At 55.6% G+C, this 19,474-nt stretch carries 16 protein-coding genes; 7 read left to right on the top strand and 9 right to left on the bottom strand.

Features of this window, described 5'->3' with window-relative positions; translation table 11 throughout:
* Positions 1-2: 2 nt before the first annotated feature.
* Positions 3-1,493, top strand: coding sequence for a tryptophan halogenase family protein (locus AAE514_RS02880; RefSeq protein WP_347329999.1), 1,491 nt, complete (start codon positions 3-5; stop codon positions 1,491-1,493).
* Between the two features lie 581 nt (positions 1,494-2,074).
* Here the strand turns inward: AAE514_RS02880 and AAE514_RS02885 are convergent.
* The 9 genes from AAE514_RS02885 to AAE514_RS02925 form a co-directional block, all read right to left on the bottom strand.
* Positions 2,075-3,570 (bottom strand): IS3 family transposase gene (locus tag AAE514_RS02885; protein ID WP_430623872.1). Its coding sequence is split into 2 segments (ribosomal slippage): positions 2,075-3,171 and positions 3,171-3,570, totalling 1,497 coding nucleotides; the frame shifts between segments, so codons are not numbered across the junction.
* A gap of 389 nt (positions 3,571-3,959) precedes the next feature.
* Positions 3,960-4,715: a hypothetical protein gene (locus tag AAE514_RS02890; RefSeq protein WP_347330000.1), complete on the bottom strand. Its 756-nt coding sequence runs from the start codon at positions 4,713-4,715 to the stop codon at positions 3,960-3,962.
* Between the two features lie 193 nt (positions 4,716-4,908).
* Entirely contained in the window at positions 4,909-5,097 is a 189-nt protein-coding gene (locus tag AAE514_RS02895) for a hypothetical protein (RefSeq protein ID WP_347330001.1), read from the bottom strand.
* On the bottom strand, positions 5,094-5,858 hold the full coding sequence (locus AAE514_RS02900) for a TIGR01458 family HAD-type hydrolase (RefSeq protein WP_347330002.1): 765 nt from the start codon (positions 5,856-5,858) through the stop codon (positions 5,094-5,096). The genes AAE514_RS02895 and AAE514_RS02900 overlap by 4 nt, the downstream gene beginning before the upstream one ends.
* 69 nt (positions 5,859-5,927) lie before the next feature.
* Positions 5,928-6,599 (bottom strand): NapC/NirT family cytochrome c, encoded by a 672-nt coding sequence (locus tag AAE514_RS02905; protein ID WP_347330003.1) that lies wholly within the window; start codon positions 6,597-6,599, stop codon positions 5,928-5,930.
* A 13-nt stretch (positions 6,600-6,612) separates the two neighbouring features.
* Entirely contained in the window at positions 6,613-7,080 is a 468-nt protein-coding gene (locus AAE514_RS02910; RefSeq protein WP_347330004.1) for a nitrate reductase cytochrome c-type subunit, read from the bottom strand.
* A 14-nt stretch (positions 7,081-7,094) separates the two neighbouring features.
* Positions 7,095-9,599 carry a nitrate reductase catalytic subunit NapA gene (napA, locus tag AAE514_RS02915; RefSeq protein WP_347330005.1) on the bottom strand — a complete coding sequence of 835 codons (2,505 nt, stop codon included), beginning with the start codon at positions 9,597-9,599 and terminating at the stop codon, positions 7,095-7,097.
* Positions 9,596-9,904, bottom strand: a complete 309-nt coding sequence (locus tag AAE514_RS02920) for a chaperone NapD (protein ID WP_347330006.1) — start codon at positions 9,902-9,904, stop codon at positions 9,596-9,598. The genes napA and AAE514_RS02920 overlap by 4 nt, the downstream gene beginning before the upstream one ends.
* 12 nt (positions 9,905-9,916) lie before the next feature.
* On the bottom strand, positions 9,917-10,093 hold the full coding sequence (locus AAE514_RS02925) for a periplasmic nitrate reductase, NapE protein (protein WP_347330007.1): 177 nt from the start codon (positions 10,091-10,093) through the stop codon (positions 9,917-9,919).
* 300 nt (positions 10,094-10,393) lie between these two features.
* Here AAE514_RS02925 and AAE514_RS02930 point away from each other — a divergent pair, with 300 nt between their 5' ends.
* From AAE514_RS02930 to istA, 6 genes are all read left to right on the top strand, one after another.
* Entirely contained in the window at positions 10,394-10,627 is a 234-nt protein-coding gene (locus tag AAE514_RS02930) for a hypothetical protein (protein WP_347330008.1), read from the top strand.
* A gap of 172 nt (positions 10,628-10,799) precedes the next feature.
* Positions 10,800-14,321, top strand: a complete 3,522-nt coding sequence (gene hsdR, locus AAE514_RS02935) for a type I restriction-modification system endonuclease (protein WP_347330009.1) — start codon at positions 10,800-10,802, stop codon at positions 14,319-14,321.
* 72 nt (positions 14,322-14,393) lie between these two features.
* Positions 14,394-15,554, top strand: a complete 1,161-nt coding sequence (locus AAE514_RS02940; protein ID WP_347330010.1) for a Fic family protein — start codon at positions 14,394-14,396, stop codon at positions 15,552-15,554.
* Entirely contained in the window at positions 15,551-17,179 is a 1,629-nt protein-coding gene (locus tag AAE514_RS02945) for a class I SAM-dependent DNA methyltransferase (protein WP_347330011.1), read from the top strand. The genes AAE514_RS02940 and AAE514_RS02945 overlap by 4 nt, the downstream gene beginning before the upstream one ends.
* Positions 17,176-18,549: a restriction endonuclease subunit S gene (locus AAE514_RS02950; protein ID WP_347330012.1), complete on the top strand. Its 1,374-nt coding sequence runs from the start codon at positions 17,176-17,178 to the stop codon at positions 18,547-18,549. Before AAE514_RS02945 ends, AAE514_RS02950 begins: the two co-directional genes overlap by 4 nt.
* 127 nt (positions 18,550-18,676) lie before the next feature.
* The coding region (istA, locus tag AAE514_RS02955) for an IS21 family transposase (RefSeq protein WP_347330013.1) at positions 18,677-19,474 on the top strand (798 nt) is incomplete at its 3' end.

Genomic DNA, 19,474 nt, shown 5'->3' on the forward strand with positions numbered 1-19,474 from the left:
TTATGCAGTCTAATCCAAAAACCAAAATGAAGGTGGTCGTGGCAGGAGGTGGCACCTCCGGGTGGTTGGCTGCCGCCGCTCTCAAGCAGCAGTTAGGAGACTCCATTGAGCTTACGCTCGTCGAGTCTTCCGATATTGGCACTGTCGGTGTGGGAGAGGCGACTATTCCTCCCATGAAAACGTTTCATCGGTTGCTGCGTATCGATGAGAGGGAGTTTATGAGGGCGACGAATGCCACGTTCAAATTGGGTATACAGTTTGAAAGCTGGAAAGAGCTGGGGGACAAATATTTTCATTCTTTCGGAACGACCGGTAAGGACACTCTTATTACCGAATTTATCCACTTTTGGTTAAGAGGACGAGAGCTGGGGATCGCTAAGGACTTCGGTGATTACTGCGTTGAATACAAAGCGGCATTGGAAGGGCGATGTTCTGCTAAAGAGGGGGCGCCCCTTAATTACGCTTTTCACCTTGATGCGGGGTTGTACGCACAGTTTTTGCAGAAAAGAGCTGAAGCAGCCGGAGCAAAAAGAGTAGAGGGGAAAATCGTAGATGTTATACAGGATGTCAATACTGGCTATATCAATCGCTTGACTCTTGATTCAGGTGATGTGGTGGATGGAGACCTCTTCATTGATTGTACTGGGTTTCGCGGCTTGCTGATTGAGCAGACGCTGCACTCAGGGTTTGAAGATTGGAGTCATTGGCTTCCTTGCAATAGGGCAGTAGCAATACAAACGGAGGCAGTATCACCACCCCCTCCATACACTCGGTCTGTGGCTCATAATGCAGGGTGGCGGTGGCAAATTCCATTGCAAAATAGAGTTGGTAACGGGTCAGTCTACTGCTCCCATTATATGTCTGACGACGAAGCGGCCAAACACCTTCTGGAAGAGGTTGAAGGAAAACCTTTAACAGAACCTAAGTTCCTTCAATTCAAAACCGGAAGACGTCGCCAGTGCTGGAATAAAAACTGTGTGGCTATAGGGCTGTCATCGGGATTTATTGAGCCTTTAGAGTCTACCAGTATACATTTGGCTATGACGGCAATTACTCGGTTGTTACAACTCTTTCCGAGCGGCGGAATTTGTCAGTCGGTTATTAATGAGTATAACCGTCAAGCAGACACTGAAATTGAGAGAATTCGTGACTTTATTATTTTGCATTATAAGGCCACAGAGCGTCGCGATAGTCGATTTTGGCGCTATTGTGGCCAAATGAAAATTCCCGAGGAACTGGCTCATCGAATAAATCTGTTTCGGGAGTCGGGAAAGTCATATCAAGTCGAGTCCGAGCTTTTTCGTTTAGACTCCTGGATGCAGGTGATGTTAGGGCAAGGCATTGTCCCTGAAAGTTATCATCCCATTGTGTCAACAATGGAGGCTAGAGAGCTAAAAGCGGTCCTCGGTAATATTGAATCCCATGTCAACCAAAGCGTTAGCGCACTATCTCGCCATGACGAGTTTTTAAAATTATATTGCTCTTCTTTATAGCGAATATTTAGTAAACCGTTAAAGCTCCCGGGTTACTATGCCTTTGTTGAACACTACTAAGGGGGACATACTGAGGCATGAGTGATGACTAATATGGCCCTAGGCGCTAGCCCGAATATTTGGGCTCGTAGCTTCAAAAATCAGTAAAGAGGGCCCTATGTGTCAACCTGAATCTATACTCAAAAAAAGCCTTGTCAATGCTCGATGGCAGAACCAGTGGGAGCGAGCAATGACCACGGTGATTGAACAGCGCCCACCGCGCCTCCCGTTGGCCAACGCTTGTCATGCGCGCGGCCTGAATCGGAGCACTGTGTACGCCTAGCACCGCCAGCCGCTGGCTCCTGTGGTTGAGCCAGCGGCTTTGTCAGCACCGGTCCACTTTGTCTGCCCCACCCTCCACCGAGGCCCGCACCACTCGCTTGACTACATGACACCCCAAGAGGTTTACTGGATTGGCGGTGGGGGCGCGGTGATCACTGATAAACTTCATGGCGCCATTGAGAGCTATTCTGAGCCATTAATCGATACGGAGGCGCCCGTCTCCGCGGTAGTTTTCAACCCAGTTGTCCAAAAAAGTGTGTCTAAGCCGCTACTCGATTGCGGTCTATTTCCTGGGTTCTGCCAGGGTTAAGGGATACCTCGCCAACGGCGGTCCAGTTTCGGGTTTGTCCCGACCAGCGCCTCGGATGCAGGCGTTTGGCTCTTTCATAAACCGTTTTCCGTTGGGCCAACAGCGCCGTGTCTTCACCACGATGGCGACTGGCCGGCGTCACGAAGTTAATGCCGCTGTGTAGATGTTGCTCGTTGTACGCGTGCTCGAAGGCCAGCATCCACTCTCGCAGCGCTGCCAGTGACGTGAACCCTTTGGAGGGCCACTTGGGACAGTATTTCACCGTCCGGAACAGGGACTCCAAGTATGGGTTGTCGTTACTGACCCGAGGCCGGCTATGAGACATCGGCATATCCAGCTCAGCCAACCGGGATTTGAGCGTGTAAGAGGTCATCGGCGCACCGTTGTCAGAGTGCAGCACCGGCGGGTTGTGCCAGCAGCCTTCGCGGATCAAAGCTCGCTCTACCAGCGCTTTAGCGTACTCACCCGACTCGCTCTCATGCACCTCCCAAGCCACGATTTTGCGGCTGTAGAGGTCCAGGATCAGATATAGATACCAGTGCTGGCCTTTGACCGCTGACGGGCAGTAGCTAATGTCCCAGGTGTAGACTTGGTTGGGGTCGGTTGCGGTAAAGCTTGTCGGCCTCGCCACGGTCTGTCTCGGCTGCGTGCGCCCCCGGTGATTCAGTTGGCGGTGCTTTTTCAGGACCCGGTAGAACGAGGCCTCTGAGGCGATGTAAATGCCCTTATCCGCTAATGCGGGCACAACCTGTGACGGTGGCAAGCTTTGGTACTCCTTCAGGTTGCAGGTGATCAAGATGGCTTCCTCTTCGGCGGCGGTCAACTGGTGCGGTTGGGCGACCGGTGCCGTTTTCGGGCGCTTGTCGGCGGCCACTTGATCGCCCTCGGCGCGCCAGCGCTTGAACGTTCGCTCACTCAGCCCCATGAGCTCGGCGGCCTTGTACCGCGGCGCACCACTGCGGACGGCCTCGTCAAAGTACTCTAGCAGCCTTGTACGATCTTCCAGGGAGGTCAGCTGTCCTCGTTGTCCTGGTCGGTTCCGTACAAGGCCTCGAGCTGTTTGATTTTTTTACGGCTTTGCTTGTGCTGTTTTTGAGCCTCTTTGTGTTGAGTCGCCTGTTGACCGGCCCCTTGCAGGCAGGCTTCTTTCCAGCGCTGGACCTGTTCCACATGCAGGCCTTTTTCCCGGCAGTAGGTGGACAGCTCGGTCTCAGACAGCGGAGCGGTTTCAATCACAACGGCTAATTTGGCGTCGGGAGACCAGTCGTCTCCAGTTTTGCGGTGACCCGGCACAGGCATACCTCGATGTCGACAGAGTTTGAGCCAATTGTACAGGGTCCCTTCGGTTATGCCTTCCTCGGCCGAGACCGAGACGACGGTCCGGTTGGCCGGAGGAAGCAGCTTGCTCAGCACGGCCGCTTTGCGCTCTTCCGAATAACGTGGCATGTTTGCTCTCATACCGCCCACTCTGGGTTGGGTTTAGGCGAAATCGCCAACTGGACAACTAGGCTGACAGAGTGGGCGGCGCGGTGATCGCTGATAAACTCCATGGCACCATTGAGAACTATTCTGAGCCATTAATCGATACGGAGGCGTCCGTCTCCGCCTAAACAGGGCAGCGTTGTTCAGCTACGTGCAGTGATGGTTTGCAGCTTAAACATGCGGGGAAATCTGTCTTGACAGTGGAATCCACTTTAGAGGGAGTGGTGCTTATTAGGCCAGATGTGGGTTGATACGTACGAATAGAAGGTAGCATCCAGCTTTTCTCGGTTATTTTGATCTCTGGCAGGCTTCCAGCAAAAAAGCCAAAAGCCTGCCAGGCCATTTCCGGCAGATTATTGAACGATTATGAACGTCTGATAGCCTGCGCTCGTGCAGCTCTCACTGTCGTCGTAGTATCGTACGCAACGTTCCAGAGAATAAATATAGGTACCAGTGCTTCGATTTGTAATTAGATGGTCGCTGTTGGCGTTAACACCTTCAATCCTGTGAACGGTTGTGGAGCCGTCATTATTTAACTTCGATTGAATAATGTTGCCCCATTTTTCAACGATAGGACCACTTACTGGCCACATTGTTGTTACGTCGTAGCTGAGGTAGAAGTCGTCGCAACTCGAAGTATAGGCTGTTCCGGTTTGCATGTTAAAAGTCGGTTTATCGCAGGATTCGGTTCCGCCGTTATTGCCACCCGGGTCGGGATCCGTACTATTGCTGACATAAACATCGGTAGACCAATCTAGGTCGTTGCACGACTCATACTGGTTCAAATATTCTGTGCAAATTTCGAGGCTATAGCTATAAGTACCGTTGTCTTGGTTAAAGAATGATTTGACATCATTGTTTACTGAAATGTCGTAATGCTTTCTACTTGTGTTGCCTTGTGGAGAGGTGTAGGTCTCTTTCAAGGTTCCCCAGCGGTCTGTTATTGGTCCAGACAGTTCCCAGTGGCTACTAGCGTCAACGCTATAGTTGCCTCCCGAATTGCTGTACGTCGCCCCACTTTCCATTTCATAGGTCGGTAGTGACTGAGATAAAGCGGCCATTGAAAAGGCTGATAGTATTACCCCAACCCCCACTGCTAAACGGTTCATAAACTACTCCTTTACTTTTGAAATAAATAATTCACGCAATTCAACCCAAAATTCTATGATCTTTGGGTCAAAGTGACTATAGCAAATGAATGACTTGAATGCGTCGATATCTATGACAGCTTTAGGATGTTTTTTAATAATGAGATTAGAGAATCTAGGACGAAAGGTAATGAGATAATATGCGACTGGCGGCCTAATGAGCCGTCGTCTTCCTCTCGCCACAGCGGCTGCATTCGTAAACCGTGACCAGTTTCCCCTGCTTGACATCAAACTTCTTTTCAGTCACTACCTTCCATTTGTGAAAGCCGGACCGGCAAAGTGTTTTGCCTTTGTGTTTTTCTTTGGCGCTGGGGCGTTTAAAGGGAAGAATGTTATCGCTCACAGTAACGTGTCCAGGTCGGCTATGGAATTTAATGTGTTCGCTGCCGGGTTGATTTTGCACTCGTCTCCGGTTCGGTACTTACCGGTTTTGACCAAGCGGGCCTGAAGGCCTGTGTTGAGGGCACCCTCGACGTCACCAAAGACGTCGTCCCCAATCATCAGGCATTGATACGGTTCGGCCTCAGTGGAAGCCACCACTTGGTCGAAGAAGGCCCTGCTCGGTTTTCCCATGATAACGGGTTCAACATCAGAGGCCCAGGCGATGGCTCTGACAAAGGGCCCCGCGTCCAGGCAGAGCTGCCCCTCATCGGAGAAATATTTATTGTCGCCAATGGCGATTAGCCTGCGGCATTGCATTGTGTGGCGAAACGCCTGGTTTAGGTTGGGGTAGTTGAGGTCCTCGCGGGCGTCGCCCAGTACGACGCAGTTGGGTTTGTCGTTGGCCTCAGCGTCGAACAGCGGTTTGATGCTCGGGTGCACCAGCGCGTAGGGGCTGAGGTGGTGGGCTTGAAGGTAGGTTAGGGCCGCATCCGGCGCGGTGAATAGCTCTTCGGCCTGAACGGAGAAGCCCATGCCCGCCAGCTTATCGAGAATAGTGTCCCGGGATTTGGTGGCGGTGTTGGTCACAAACCGCAGGGTTAGCCCTTTCTTTCGGGCCAGCGCGATGGCCTCTGTGGCGCCGGGAACAACGCTCTGGCCGTCGTATAAAACGCCGGAGAGGTCAATAAATAGGGCTTTGAGCGGGGAGCTTGGGGTAGCCATAGTGCACCTCTCAATACTTACGGGTACACCTAAACGCTACCCCAAATCGCGGGCAGGGTACAGAGCGAATTACTCGCTTTGCCGCTCGCCCCCGTCGGCGATGTAAGCGGCCACTGGGTCATTGGGGCGGGTGTCCAGCGTGAGGTCGCCATGGAAGCCCGACTCCACGCCGCGCATGTCGGGTAGCTTGTGAGCAATGCCCTTGTGGCAGTCGATGCAGGTCTTCTCACCGCTGGCCAACAGCGTGCTGTGCATCTCCCGGGCACGGGGGGACTGTTGAGTAAAGTCCATGGACTCTTCCTCATGGCAGTTTCGACACTCCAGTGAGTCGTTGGCTTTCAGGCGGGACCACTCCCGTTCGGCCAGCATCCGTCGCTTCTTTCTATATTTTTCGGGGGTATCGATGGTGCCGAAAATCCAGCCCCAGACTTCTTTGGACGCCTCCATTTTGCGGGCGATTTTGAAGGTCCAGTCGTGCGGCACATGGCAATCCGAGCACACGGCGCGAACGCCTGATCGGTTGGTGTAATGAATGGTGGGTATCAACTCCTCATAAGGGTTCGACTTCATCTCATGGCAACTGATACAAAACTCTTCAGTGTTGGTATATTCGAGTGCCGTATTAAAGCCGCCCCAAAAGATAATACCCGCGATAAAGCCCCCCATGGCCAACACCCCGAGACTGATGTGAGTGGCGGGGCGATTAAAGGTGCGCCAGTAGGCTTTGAAGGTTTTCCTCATAACTCGCTCCCCACTACTCTTCGCTCTGGATGGCGGCTTCCAGTACTTCGTCTATCCCTTTGAAGGTGCTGTCCTTCACGGGGGGAATGTCGTGCTGAGGCACGTGACATTGATTGCAGAAATACCGCCGGGGTGAAACGGCGGCCAGGGTCTGCCCCTCGCGGTCAACGAAGTGAGTGATGCTGACCATCGGCGCGCCGCTAGTCTCGGTGGCGCTACGGCTGTGGCACGTCAGACACTGGTTGAAGTTCATATCGACCTGATAGCCCCGTATTTTGTGGGGAATCGTCGGTGGTTGGTCCGGATAGTTACGGGTGGCCCGCCGCTGCTGGTTGCGATGGTTGGAAATCGGCGGAGCCTCCTCGGTGACTGTCAAAGTTTCTCCGGGGCGAACGCCATCCGGAGCGGGGGCATCGGACACCGTCTGGCTGCCGGCCATCAGCGGGGTCAGTAGCAAGGAGAGCAATATCAGGCGTTTCATCACAGAGTCCTCCCTCAAGCTAGGCTGATCAATTCCAGGCGAACCGCGCACTTTTTAAAGTCGGTTTGCCGGGAAATCGGGTCGGTGGCGTCAAGAGTCAACTTGTTGACCAGACGGTTTGCATCGAAGAACGGGATATACACCAAGCCCTCCGGAGGCTTGATGCGGCCCCGGGTTTCCACCCGGGCACGGATGGACCCGCGGCGGCTGATAATTCGAACTTCACTGCCGCGGCGGAAACCCTGTTTACGGGCGTCTTCAAAGTTCATATAGAGCTTGGCGTGAGGCACGGCCAAATTGAGCTCCTCGACCCGCTGAGTCATGCTGCCGGTGTGCCAATGTTCAAGCACCCGCCCGGTACTGAGCCAGAACGGATACTCCTCGTCGGGCACTTCGGCGGGGGGCTCATAGGGCAGCGCGAAAATCAGTGCCCGGTTGTCGGGCTTGCCATAGAATTGCACGCCGCTGCCGGCTTTCACATAGGGGTCATACCCCTCCCGGTAGCGCCAGAGGGTTTCTTCGCCATCCACCACGGGCCAGCGCAGGCCGCGCTCCTGGTGGTAGCGATCAAACGGCGCCAGGTCATGCGCCTTGCCTCGACCAAAACGGGCGTACTCTTCGAACAAGCCCTTCTGCACGTAGAAACCGAAGGCATCGGCCTCATCGTTGTTGTAGCCTTCCGCGCGTTCTTCGTTGCTGTACTGGTCCACTTGGCCGTTGGCGAAGAGTACGTCAAAGAGGGTTTTACCTTTGAGCTCGGGCGCCTTGGCCAACAGCTCCTGCGGCCAAACCTCATCGACCTTGATTCGTTGGGCAACCGCCATGGTTTGCCACAGGTCGGAGCGTGCTTCGCCAGGGGGCGATACCAGTTGGTGCCAAAATTGTGTACGCCGCTCGGCATTACCGTAGGCCCCTTCCTTCTCAACCCACATGGCGCTGGGCAGAATCATGTCGGCGGCCTGAGCCGAAACGGTGGGATACACATCCGAGACCACGACGAACGCTTCGGGGTTACGCCACCCGGGAAGGGTTTCCTGCATTAGGTTGGGGCCGGCCTGAATGTTGTTGGACACTTGGGTCCAGTACACCTTGATGACCCCATCTTTGAGCTTGCGGCTTTGTTCCACCGCCGAAAAGCCCACTTTGGCAGGGATGGTGCCTTCCGGTAGCTTCCAGATTTTTTCCGCCATGGCCCGGTGCTTCGGGTTGCCAACCACCATATCCGCGGGCAGCCGGTGGGCAAAGGTGCCGACTTCCCTGGCGGAGCCACAAGCCGAAGGCTGGCCGGTCAGGGAGAAGGGGCTATTGCCGGGCTCGGAGATTTTGCCGGTCAGCAGGTGGATGTTATAGACCATGTTGTTGGCCCAAACCCCACGAGTATGCTGGTTAAAGCCCATGGTCCAGAAGGAAGTGACCTTGGTGTCCGGGTCGGCGTAGAGCTTGGCGAGCTCTTCTAGCCGCCGCTTGGGGACTCCGGTCTCTTCGGCGGCGTGCTCCAGCGTATAGGGTTTGACGAACTCGGCAAAATCTTCAAAGGTGATGTCGGTCCAGGTGTTGGCCTTCTTCGCCCCTTTGGCCGATTGCTGCCTTGGGTCCTCGTCCCGCAGGCCGTAACCGATATCCGTTTGGCCCTTAACGAATCGGGTATACCGGTTTACAAAATCCCGATTTACCTTGTCATTCTGGATAATGTAATTCGCAATGGCATTGAGAATAATCAGGTCGGTATGGGGTTTAAAAATCAGGGGCAAGTCCGCCAGCTCAAAGCTGCGATTTTCGTAGGGCGATAGTGCCACCAAGCGCACATGGTCGTGGGACAGCCTGCGGTCGGTTACCCGGCTCCAGAGCACCGGGTGCATTTCCGCCATATTAGAGCCCCACAGAACGAAGGCGTCGGCATGCTCGATATCGTCATAGCAGCCCATGGGCTCGTCTATGCCGAAGGTGCGCATAAAGCCGCCTACGGCCGAGGCCATGCAATGGCGGGCATTGGGGTCGATGTTGTTGGATAGCAGCCCACCTTTAAAGAGTTTGCTGGCGGCGTAGGCTTCCCACACCGTCCACTGGCCGGAACCAAACATGGCCACACTTTCCGGGCCGTGCTCGCGAATGGCGTTCTTCAATCGGTCGGCGAGAAGGTCCAGCGCCTGGTCCCAGGAGATTTCCTGAAAGCTGCCGCTTTTATCGTACTTTCCATCCTTCATTCTCAGCAAAGGCTTATGCAACCGGTCCGGCCCGTACAGAATTTTGGACAGAAAATAGCCTTTTACGCAGTTGAGGCCCCGATTGACATCGGCCTTGACGTCGCCGTGGGTAGCGACGACTCGGTTGTCCTTCGTGGCGACCATCACGCCACAGCCGGTACCGCAAAAACGACACGGAGCCTTGCTCCACTTGAGTGTGGTGAGCTCCCGGTTGGTGACCAGGTTGCTGGCGCCGGCCGGCAGGCTCATACCGATAGCGCTCGCCGCGACGGCGGCGGCATTGGCTTTGGCAAATTGACGACGAGTGAGGTTCATTCTGAGGCCTCCTCCAATGGGATAACTTCGTGGTAGACGAGAGCGGCGTTGACGACACCGGGTTGTTCAATCACCTCGTCAATCAGGTCGAGAACGTCTTGGGGGTTATCACTCTCGGTGACGACGACGAGTTTGCCTTGGTGGCTCTGGGCATGAACTTCGGTGCCGGGACGGTGCGTCAACCACTGGACCGTTTGTTCAAGGGCTTCCGGGCGGGTGTGAACAGCCACACTGGCTACATGCCACTCGGTACCCAAGCTCTTAGTAGGGATACGAGCGGGGTGCGCGGGGTCTGCAATGAACATTCGGGCTCCTTTTTAGCCGCCGGGGTGGCCGGCGATTAATTGAAACATCCAAATAGAAAACCCGTACGCGCCCACGAGCGCCACGGTCAGGATGGGAAACAGGAACACCACAATAAATATGAACATGCGCCACTCGCGGCGCTTGCTGTTGGGAGTATCAGCTGTAGGGGCGTGCTCAGAATCCGACATGGGTCTCTCCATAATCCGAGCGTTAAAATGAAGTATGTTTCTAAGGATAGTACAAATTTTCCTGCTTGCTTTGATGCAGATCAAACAAGAGAGGGGCTGTCAACAAGCATTCCTGCTAAAAAAAGGCTAATGATAATTGTTATTTTTAAGCTCATTCCAGTTCATGTGTAAGATCTTTTGCCGCCCCATGTGGGGGGCTCTGGGCGGGCCTTGGCGCGCGAGCGGCTGAAGGAGCATTGGCCAGAAAGCGCTGTCTTAAGTATGATTTCTGCCATTGAAAAACGCTTGGGAGGTGCCGCCGTGACTGATCAAGAACAGGCTTTGGAATTGGCTCGTGCTGGCGATTGGGAAAGAGCTCACAGCCTGGTGCAAGCTCACAGCGACACCCTGTCGTGCTTAATCCACGGTTACCTGCACCGAGAGGAAGGTGATCTCTCAAACGCCCGCTATTGGTACCGCCGCGCGGGCGAAGCCATGCCCGATAATACGCTGGAGGAGGAGTGGGAAAGGCTACATCAGCGCAAAAGGGACTGAGGAACCTTCAGGCTGCGTTGGCATTTGCTCGGTTCGTTAGGGTTGGGTCTGCTGCGTTTGGCACCCATTTAAATCTTTGGTTTATTCAAATGTGATAGGGTTCCATAGTAAGAGTGGCAAAGCTTGGGAGCGGAGCTTGGGCGCATGAGGCCCCAAGGACGGGAGGTTAACTATGGCGGTGGATAACAAAACAAAATCAACAAACTTCGGCTTCCTCGCCGAGCATGATGCCCTGTTTGTCCAACTCGGGGCAGCTGCCGAGCGCGCCTTCTCTAGTGACCCCAACACCACGCTCATCAAATTGCGCCAGCTCGGCGAAGCACTTGCCCAGAACCTAGCGGCCCGTTCCGGCGTCGATTTTGATCGAGAAACCAGCCAATCTGAACTCCTCTACCGCCTTAACCGCGAACTGCGCTTGGATTCCCAAGTACGGGAGATGTTCCATACCCTGCGGATCGAAGGCAACAAAGCGACCCACCAGTTTGAGACAAAACACAAGGAGGCCATGGACGGCCTGAAGGTCGCCCGTGAGCTCGCCATCTGGTTTCATAAATCCTTTGGGACACCCGGGCCGGAGTTCAACGCCGGACCGTTTACCCCGCTCCGGGATCCCAGTGGCCAGTTGCGCCAGCTGCAAAACGACATCGAAAAGCTCAAGCACGACCTGCAGCAAGCGAATATACAGCTGGGCGACAGTCAGCAACTCAACGAGCTGGTCAGCAAAGAGCGGGAAGAATACGAAGCCCTTGCCGTGGCAATGGACGAAGAGTCCCGGGTGCTCGCCGAACAGGCCAAAGCCCATGAAGCCGCCCTGGCGGCACAGCGGTCCGACTACGAAGACAAAATTCAGAACCTGCAGGCACAGCTCGCCGCGCAGGACCCGCAAGCGCAGTCCGCCGAGCGGCAAAAGGTATCCAGGCGCACCCATGCTGCCAGCCAGCACATAGTCCTGAGTGAAGAGCTGACTCGCATCCTGATCGACCAGCAACTCGTAGAGGCCGGTTGGGAGGCTGACAGCCAGGACCTTACCTATCAGAAGGGCGCCCGCCCCGAGAAAGGTGCCTACAAGGCTATTGCCGAATGGCCCACGCTAAATGGCCCCGCGGACTACTTGCTCTTTGTGGGCCTCACGCCCATCGCAGTGGTCGAGGCCAAGAAAGAGAACAAGAACGTCGCTGGTAAAATCGGACAGGCGGAGCGCTACAGCCGTGGCGTAAAGGTAACACCGCCGCTGACAGGCGCCTGGGAGTTGGAAGGTCGCACCATCGCTTGGCCGGATGAGGCGGACGGTCACTACATGGTCCCCTTCGTCTACTCCTGCAACGGGCGGCCCTACGTCCAGCAGCTCGCCGAGCAGTCCGGCACCTGGTTCCGGGATGTTCGCGAGCCAAGCAATACCAAACGCGCCATCGCCAGCTTCCACTCCCCCGCCGGTTTGCTGGACCGCTTAAAGCGTAGCAGGGAAAAGGCCGAGGCCAAACTCGCCAAAGAGCCCTTTGGCTACCTGAAGCTGCGGGACTATCAGGAAAAAGCCATCGTGGCCGCCGAAGAGGCACTGGCCGCCGACGCCCGCCGGATACTGCTGGCCATGGCGACAGGCACCGGCAAGACCCGCACCATTCTTGGTCTTATGTATCGCCTTCTGAGTGCGGAGCGTTTCCACCGCATCCTGTTCCTGGTGGACCGTCGAACGCTGGGCCAACAAGCCCTGGATGCCTTCGAGGAGGCTCCGTTGGAGCAAAATCAGTCCCTATCCCAGATATACAACATCGCTGAACTGGGCGATATGGCCGCCGAAGCTGAAACCCGCATCCAAGTGGCCACGGTACAGTCCATGGTCAAACGGGTATTCATGAGTGATGACCCACCGTCGGTGGACCAGTTTGACTGCATCATCGTGGACGAAGCCCACCGGGGCTACACCCTGGATCAGGACATGACCGAAGGTGAGCTGGCCACCCGAGATACCGGTCAGTACCTCTCCAGCTACCGCCGGGTGCTGGACTATTTTGATGCCATCAAAATCGGGCTGACCGCCACCCCCGCCAAGCATACCAGCGACATCTTTGGACGCCCGGTATACACCTATTCCTACCGGGAAGCCGTGGCTGATGACTGGCTGATCGACTACGAGCCTCCCATTCGCTACGAAACCCTGCTCACGCAGCAGGGAATCCGCTTTGAAAAAGGCGAACAGGTCAGCGCCATCAACACCCAGACCGGTGAAGTGGAAGCGGCCGAGCTGGAAGACGAGCTTAATTTCGAGGTCGAATCTTTCAACCGCCGGGTCATCAACGAAAACTTCAACCGGGTGATCTGTGAACAGCTGGTAGACGAGCTGGAGCCCTTCGGCGATGAAAAAACGCTGATCTTCTGCGCCACGGACCTGCATGCCGATATGGTCAAGCGCCTACTCGATGAAGCCTTCAAGGCCGAGTACGGGGAAAGTTACAATCAGGCCGCTGTGGCCAAAATTACCGGCGAAAGCGACAAAGTCGACCAACTCATTCGCCAGTACAAGAACGAGCGCAACCCCAACATCGCGATCACTGTGGACCTGCTCACCACCGGCATTGACGTGCCCGCCATCTGCAACCTGGTGTTCCTGCGCCGGGTGCGTTCGCGCATCCTGTACGAGCAGATGATCGGCCGCGCCACGCGCCGCTGCGACGACATTGGCAAAATCGTCTTTCGCATCTTTGATCCCGTGGACATCTTTGCCGCCCTGGCCGACGTCAACACCATGAAACCTCTGGTCAAAGACCCCAATGTCACCCTGGAGCAGCTTGCCGGCGAGCTCACGGACCCGCCCACACTGGAGCGGGCCCTGAATGCACCGGGTGAGCAGCAGGGTGAAAGCCAGGCCGATGTGATGTTGAGCCAGCTTAGCCAGAAAGTCATGCGGGTGCTGCGTAAGGCGCAGAAGCGGGCCGAGAGCAAACCGGCGGTGAAAGAAAAGCTCACCGAACTGGAACAGCTCTGGGGCGTGGAGCCCAAATCGCTGCACAAACACCTGAAAGAGCTGGGCCCGACCCAGGCAGCTGGCTTTATTCGTCGGCACTCCGGGCTGGTCGATCAGCTGGAAGAGGTCAACACGTTACTGGGCAGCGAGCGCCAGCCCATTTTGTCGGACCACGACGACGAAATCCGCGAGCGCACCCAAACCTACGGCCCCCACAAACGCCCGGAAGATTACCTCGACAGCTTCAACCAGTTCATCAAGGATCAACTCAACCAGTCCGCCGCCCTCTCCGTGGTGGTGAACAAACCCCGCGACCTGACCCGCGAGCAGCTCCGGGAAATCCGCTTGCTTCTCGACCAAGCAGGCTACTCGGAAACCAAGCTGCGTACCGCCGTGCGCAACCAGACCAACCGGGACATCGCCGCCAGCATCATCGGTCATATCCGCCGCGCCGCCCTGGGTGAGCCCCTGATCCCCTTCGAGCAGCGGGTTCAGCAGGCCATGGAGCGCCTCTATGCCCAGCACCAATGGAACCCCAAACAGCGTAAATGGCTGGACCGCTTGGCCAAACAACTGGTCCACGAAGTGATTATCGACCGAGAGTTCGTCAATGATCGCTTTGCGGAATACGGTGGCGCCAAAAACCTCGACAAGATCCTTGATGATCAGTTGGATACCGTTCTGGAAGAGCTGGGGGACGCTATCTGGCCGCCTCAGGGAGCCCAAAGTTAAAATAACCAAGACGGTTATTTTATTTACCTCTATAAGTTAAAATAAAGACCGCGCTAATTTCAGGATACTTCGATGAATAGAGGCACAACCGGGCATACGGTCCCCAGCATCGCCGGCGGCGTGCCCTGCCAGGCATTTGTCCCCGCGCCCTTGCCGCCTTGTCCACCGCTGGAGGTCGACAACAAGCTGCAAGGCCGCATCAACCAGGCCATGCTGGCACTGGGGCGGCTGGATGCCATCAGTACCCTTTTGCCGGACGCCTCCCTGTTTCTGTACAGCTACGTCCGCAAAGAGGCCGTCATGTCCTCCCAGATCGAAGGCACCCAGTCCTCCCTGAGTGACTTGATGCTCTATGAGATGGAAGGCCAGCCCGGTGTTCCCATGGACGATGTGCAAGAAGTGTCCTGTTACGTCAATGCGCTCAATCTGGGTTTTGAGCGTATCCGGGCGGGCCACCCGGTCGCTCACCGGCTGATCATGGAGGTCCACGAAGCGCTGATGACCTCAGGCCGTGGGATCAGTCGCGGGCCCGGTCAGTTCCGCCAGAACCAGGTTTGGCTGGGCGGCCACCGGCCCGATGAGGCGGTTTTTGTGCCGCCCCCGGCGACCCACATTGCCGACTGTTGGTCGCAGCTGGAGCGCTTCATCAACGATCAGCCCGAGGCAACTGACCCGCTGATCAAGGCGGCGCTGGCCCATGTTCAGTTCGAAACCATCCACCCCTTTTTGGACGGCAATGGCCGTCTGGGCAGGCTCCTTATCGTGCTGATCCTGGCGGAAGCCAAGGTGTTGCATGAGCCGCTGCTGTACCTGTCCGTCTTTTTCAAAAAACATCGGCAAACCTACTACGAGCGGCTTCAGCAGGTACGGGAAACCGGTGATTGGGAAGCGTGGCTGCTGTTCTTTGTGGATGCGGTCGCCGATACCGCCACCCATGCCGTGACCATGGCTCAGCAACTCAACCAGCTCCGCGCTTACGACCGTGAGCGGCTGGCTGAGCTGGGTCGGCTGGCCGCCTCCGCCCAACAAGTGTTGGATGCGCTTTTTGAAACGCCCATTGCCAGCGTCAACAAGCTGGTGGCCAGATCCGGCCTGACCCACGCCACCGTGAACAAAGCGCTGGCAGCGCTGGAACAACGCTGCGGTATTGTCAGCGAAATCACCGGCCAAAAGCGAAACCGGGTCTACGCCTACAGCGCCTATATACAGATTTTGAATCAGGAGTCTCCATGACCAACAACGATATCGTCCAAAAACTTTGGAACCTGTGCGACGTCCTGCGCGACGACGGCATCAACTACTCGGACTACGTCACCGAGCTGGTACTGCTGCTGTTTATCAAAATGGTCCACGAAAACACCGAGGCGGACATCCTGGAGAAGCACCCGTTGCCCAAAGGCTGCCGTTGGACCGACCTGAACAACAAGTCCGGCCTCAATCTGCTTAACGACTACAAGCGCATACTGTTGAGCCTGTCTACCGGTACCGACGGAGCAGGAAAGAAGGTCCATAACGACCCATTGATCAAAGCCATCTATGCCGACGCCCAAACCCGGCTGCGTGAACCCCGCCACCTGGAGCAGATGATAAAGGCCCTGGACCAAATTGATTGGTTTAGCGCCAAGCAAGACGGTTTGGGCGACCTATACGAGGGCCTACTGGAGAAAAACGCCAACGAAACCAAGTCCGGCGCGGGCCAATACTTCACCCCACGCGCGCTGATCAACAGCATGGTCCGTTGCCTGAAACCCCAGCCGCTGGAGGTCATTCAGGACCCGGCCGCCGGCACGGCGGGCTTTCTGATTGCCGCGGACCAATACATCAAAGACCAGACCGATGAACTGTTCGACTTGAGCGCCAAGGAACAAAAGTTTCAGAAAAACAGAGCCTTTGTGGGCATTGAGCTGGTACCGGGTACCCGCCGCCTGGCGCTGATGAACTGCCTGCTGCACGGCATGGAAGGCGATGATGAAGGCGTAGTGCATATGGGCAATGCCTTGGGTCAGGCCGGAAGAGATTTGGAAAAAGCGCATGTCATTTTGGCCAACCCGCCCTTTGGTACCTCCAAAGGCGGAGAAGCCAGTATCACCCGGGATGACCTCACCTACAAAACCAGCAACAAACAGCTCGCCTTTCTGCAACATATCTACCGGGGCCTGAAGCCCGGTGGCCGTGCCGCCATAGTTTTGCCGGATAACGTACTGTTTGAGGCGAACACAGGCACCGAGATCCGCCGGGACCTGATGCACAAATGCAACCTGCACACCATCCTGCGCCTGCCCACCGGCATCTTCTACGCCCAGGGCGTAAAAACCAATGTGCTCTTCTTCACCAAAGGCACCGCCAAAAAACCAACCCAGGACGAAAACTGCACCAAGAACGTCTGGGTCTACGACCTGCGCACCAATATGCCCAACTTCGGCAAGCGCACGCCCTTTACCGAAGCGCACCTGAAGCCCTTTGAAAAGGTGTACGGGCGAAAGGCCGACGGTACCAGTAAACGCACCGAAGGCGAGTGGAGCTTTAACGCCGAGGAGATCGACCTGTCAGACGAGGCGAAACAGGCCAAAGAAAACCAAAGCGTCGATGAACGACTGGCCCACAGCCGCTGGCGCTGTTTCTCACGCGAGTGGATTGCCGAGAACAAGGACGACTCCCTGGATATCAGTTGGCTGAAGGACAAAGACAGTGTGGATGCCGCGAACCTGCCGGAGCCGGAAGTGCTGGCGGGTGAGGCCATGAGCGAGCTGGTGCAGGCGTTGGGTGAGCTGGATGGCCTTATGCGGAAGCTGGGCGCCGAGGAGGAGGCCGATGGGCACAGAATGTTGTTGAGCCAGCTGATAGGTGAGTCTGAATGATGGGTAGTCAAAACTTGCCAGCCGGATGGACCAAAACTGAGTTGGGTAATGTTGTTCAGTACGGAAAGTCTGAAAAATGTGTTCTGGCCGACGTCGACGACAACACTTGGGTGTTAGAGCTTGAGGATATTGAAAAAGGAAGCTCCAGGCTGGTTAGTCGTAAGACAGCCAAAGATCGCCCTTTCAAGAGCACAAAAAATCGATTCCGGCGTGGTTGCGTGCTCTACGGAAAGCTGCGGCCATACCTAAATAAGGTGGTGTTGGCCGATCAGTCAGGCGTTTGTACTACAGAAATTATTCCGTTAGACGCCGAACCACTATCTTTAAACCGCTACTTATTCCATTGGCTGAGGACAAACGAATTTCTTAGCTATGTTAACTCCGTAAGTTATGGAGTGAACATGCCTCGCCTAGGAACGAAGGACGGAATGGCTGCGCCTTTTGCTTTGGCGCCGCTTGCCGAGCAAATAGTCATCGCTGACAAGCTCGATACCCTGCTGGCCCAGGTGGAAGCGACCAAAGCCCGTCTCGAACGCATCCCCAAAATCCTAAAACGGTTCCGCCAATCTGTTCTAGCCGCTGCTGTGACTGGTCGATTGACGGAGGATTGGCGGAAAACGTGGGAGGAGCAGGCAGAACGAAAAAAGGGGGTTGCTGAACATTATCAGGTTGATGACGAATATCAATTTGCAGTGCCCGATACTTGGCAACTTACCGCTATGGGTAATGTATCGAAATTTCAGCAAGGCCTCCAGATTGCTAAAAACACTCGGCGCTTGAAGCCAGGTAAAGACATACTTCCAATACTGCGAACGGTGAACTATGAAAATAATTTTAAAGAAAACGTTCATTATGCTTCGGTAAGTGAAAAGTCAATTATAGCCGAGCCAGAAGATATCATTCTTTCTAGAACTGGTACCGTTGGGCTGGTTCTCACTGGATTTAAAGGAATAATGCACAATAATTCCTTCAGGTTAAACTTTCAAAAAGAGCTTCTTCTTGGTGGCTACTTGATTTTTTACTTGAAGTCTCCGGCATGCCAAGAGTACATCAAGAAAGAATCGGGGCGATCAAGCCAACCAGATTTAACGCATAAAGCGTTTTCGAAGTGCCCAATATCAGTACCTGGAATATTGGAGCAACGGGAAATTTTCCACCGAGTCACCCAACTATTTGCCGAAGCCGATAGTATTGAAAAACAGAGCAACAATGCCCTCGCCCGCGTTAGGCACCTTACCCAATCCATCCTCGCCAAAGCCTTCCGGGGCGAACTCACCGAACAATGGCGCAAAGACAATCCCGATCTGATCTCCGGCGAAAACAGCGCCGAAGTTTTGCTGAGAAAAATTCAAGCAGAGCGGGAGTGTTAATGGCCATCTAAACTGACCCACCTCTGGCCAATAATTTTGACCCACCCCAGGTGGTTTTGGCCACCAGAACCTGTAGCGTCCCCCGCCACATCCATAAGCCGGGGACAGAGCATTGAAGGAGTGGGTTATGATTCACAAGATAAAAGCACTGTATGACCAAGGCCGAGGCCTGTCACTGCGCGCCATTGGCCGAGAGCTGGGCATTGCCCGTAACACGGTGCGCAAGTACTTGAAGATGGACGAGGCCGGGATCCAGCAGGCCCAGGAAGACCGTTCACGCCGTAAACGCCTGGATGAGCACCGGGACTTCCTGATTCACCAGCTCAAGGCCTACCCCCAGCTGAGTGCCGTCAAGCTGGCCCGGCGCCTGCGTGAGCGGGTTGGGAACTTGCCCGCCTCTGACCGGAGCCTGCGCCGGTATGTGCGCACGCTCAAGGAACAGGTCGCCAGCGGACAGTGCCGCTATTACGAGCCGGTGCTCGAGGCCGTGCCCGGCGTCCAGTGCCAAGTGGACCCCGGTGAGCTGCGCGGGGTGCTCATCGGTGGCGAGGAGCGCACCGTCTACTTCGTGGTGTTCGTACTCGCCTGTTCCCGGCTGATGTACGTCGGCATTCGGCTCCAGCCGCTGGACACCGAGGCCTTCATTCAGCTGCACGACGAGGCCTTCCGCTACTTCGGCGGCGTCACCGAAGAGTGCGTCTACGACCAGACCAAGATGGTGGTGATCAGTGAGCAGTACCGGGAGTTGACCCTTAACCAACGCTTCCACCAGTACGCCACCACCGCCGGTTACCGTATCCACGCCTGCGAGGGCTACGACCCCGAGAGCAAGGGCAAGGTGGAAGCCGGGGTCAAGTACGTCAAGCAGGACGCCCTGTACGGGGAGACCTTCGAGAGCGAGACGGCGCTACGTCAGCACCTGCAA

The organism is Marinimicrobium locisalis, from assembly GCF_039822625.1.
GTDB classification, from domain to species: Bacteria; Pseudomonadota; Gammaproteobacteria; order Pseudomonadales; family Cellvibrionaceae; genus Marinimicrobium; species Marinimicrobium locisalis.